At 61.9% G+C, this 2,199-nt stretch carries 4 protein-coding genes, 1 tRNA gene and 1 pseudogene; all 6 read right to left on the bottom strand.

Features of this window, described 5'->3' with window-relative positions; genetic code table 11:
- A pseudogene (rplA, locus tag AC1DT2_RS21345) lies at window positions 1–382 on the bottom strand (50S ribosomal protein L1); the annotation flags it as partial.
- A gap of 3 nt (window positions 383–385) precedes the next feature.
- Window positions 386–814, bottom strand: coding sequence for a 50S ribosomal protein L11 (gene rplK / locus AC1DT2_RS21340; RefSeq protein WP_046969514.1), 429 nt, complete (start codon window positions 812–814; stop codon window positions 386–388).
- Between the two features lie 201 nt (window positions 815–1,015).
- Window positions 1,016–1,576, bottom strand: a complete 561-nt coding sequence (gene nusG, locus AC1DT2_RS21335) for a transcription termination/antitermination protein NusG (RefSeq protein ID WP_063570533.1) — start codon at window positions 1,574–1,576, stop codon at window positions 1,016–1,018.
- An 8-nt stretch (window positions 1,577–1,584) separates the two neighbouring features.
- Entirely contained in the window at window positions 1,585–1,980 is a 396-nt protein-coding gene (gene secE, locus AC1DT2_RS21330) for a preprotein translocase subunit SecE (RefSeq protein WP_063570534.1), read from the bottom strand.
- A 13-nt stretch (window positions 1,981–1,993) separates the two neighbouring features.
- A tRNA-Trp gene (locus AC1DT2_RS21325) sits at window positions 1,994–2,069 on the bottom strand.
- A gap of 51 nt (window positions 2,070–2,120) precedes the next feature.
- The coding region (locus tag AC1DT2_RS21320) for an EF-Tu C-terminal domain-related protein (protein ID WP_477298577.1) at window positions 2,121–2,199 on the bottom strand (79 nt) is incomplete at its 5' end.

The raw sequence follows: 2,199 nt of genomic DNA, 5'->3' as shown, positions 1-2,199 counted from the left end.
GCTTACCGACGACGCGCATCGCGTCCGGGGTGGCAATGACGCGGCCGTAGTTCAGATCGCCAGCGGCCATCTTCTCGGCGAGGTCGTCCATACCGACAGCGTCGGCGCCCGCGGCGAGAGCGGCGTCAGCCTTCTCACCCGGCGGCACGAACACGGCGACGCGGATGGTCTTGCCGGTGCCGTGCGGCAGCAGCGAGGAGCCGCGCACGCCCTGGTCCGACTTCTTCGCGTCGATGCCCAGACGGACGGAGACATCCACCGACTCGGCGAACTTCGCCTTGGCGTTGTCCTTGACGATCTTCAGAGCCTCATCGAGACCATAGGTCTTGCCGGGCTGAACGGCGGCCGTGGCGGCCTTCATACGCTTCGTGAGCTTTGCCATTTCTTAACCCTCCACTACCAGGCCCATGGAACGCGCGCTGCCGGCGATCGTACGCACGGCGGCATCCAGATCGGCAGCCGTGAGATCCGGCTCCTTCTGCTTCGCGATTTCCTCGAGCTGGGCGCGGGTGACCTTACCCACCTTGTCGGTGTTCGGCTTCGGCGAGCCCTTGGCCACGCCCGTGATCTTCTTGAGAAGGATCGAGGCCGGCGGGGTCTTCGTGATGAAGGTGAAGGTACGGTCCGAGTAGGCCGTGATCACGACCGGGATCGGGAGACCCGGCTCGAGCTTCTGCGTGGCGGCATTGAACGCCTTGCAGAACTCCATGATGTTCAGGCCGCGCTGACCGAGCGCCGGACCGACGGGCGGCGAGGGGTTAGCCTGGCCGGCCTTCACCTGCAACTTGATGTAACCAATGACTTTCTTTGCCATTTAACTTTCCTCGCGAGTGCTGGCGCCTTGCGGCTCCTCGCTGTAGACCTTCCCTGGTGGTGATGGATTCGCTTATGCGAACCCCTGAAACACGGACACGCCGGAGCATAAAGCTCCAGCGTGGACCGGGCATTATAGGCGTCCGGCGCGGGCTAAGCAACGCCCGTGCCGGATGGGTCGGGAGAACCGACCAGGAGGCCCTTAGGCCTTCTCCACCTGGCCGAATTCGAGCTCGACCGGGGTAGAACGACCGAAAATGAGCACCGCGACGCGCAGACGGCTCTTTTCGTAATTCACTTCTTCAACGACGCCATTGAAGTCGTTGAACGGACCTTCGGTGACACGGACCATTTCGCCGGGCTCGAAGAGGACCTTCGGACGGGGCTTCTCGACACCTTCGCGGACCCGGCTGAGGATGGCCTCGGCCTCGGTGTCCTTGATCGGGTGCGGACGGTCGGCGGTGCCGCCGATGAACCCCATGACCTTCGGGGTTTCCTTGACCAGATGCCAGCATTCGTCGTCGATACGCGGCGTCTTGCCGTTGGTATCGGTTTCGATCTGCACCAGAACGTAACCGGGGAAGAACTTGCGCTCGCTGCGACGCTTCTGGCCGCCGCGCATCTCGATGACTTCCTCGGTCGGAACCAGGATTTCACCGAACTTCTCTTCCATGCCCTCGCGCACGACGCGCTCGTTCAGGGCCTTGCGAACCTGCTGTTCGAACCCCGAATAGGCGTGAACCACGTACCAGCGTTTGCTCATGCCTTACCTCAATGTCCGAGCTTAAGCAGCCAATCGAGCACGACCGTCTTCAACAACCAGTCGATCAGCCCCATTAGCAGCGAGAGAATGATGACGACCACGATGATGATACCGGTGGTCTTCAGCGTTTCGTCGCGCGACGGCCAGACGACCTTGCGCAACTCGAACTGCGACTCGGCGATGAAGCCGCGAAGCTTACGGCCAGGGACCGTAAAAGCACCGATCGCCAGGGCGGCGGCAACAGCGGCAATAACGCCGATAACGCGCGCGAAAGACGGCACGTTCGGGTTATCGCTGAAATAGTAGAAACCGACGATGCCGGCGATGAGCACGATGGAAGCAAGCGCTAGCTTGCCGATGTCGGCCGGGCCCATACCCTTGGCTTGTTCTGCCTTCGTGTTCATGCGCGCTCAAGAATGGCACGCCAGGAGGGACTCGAACCCCCAACCTGCGGTTTTGGAGACCGCTGCTCTGCCAATTGAGCTACTGGCGTACAAATGAAACAGTAGGGATGCCGGCCCCTAAGGGGCCGGCATCACGTGTATTACTTGTTGATCTTTGCCACGACGCCGGCGCCGACGGTACGACCGCCTTCACGGATCGCGAAACGCAGGCCTTCGTCC

The organism is Luteibacter sp. P4_E6 (assembly GCF_056401535.1).
The sequence above is the reverse complement of the archived record's forward strand: the minus strand, read 5'-3'. Positions and strand labels throughout refer to the sequence as shown.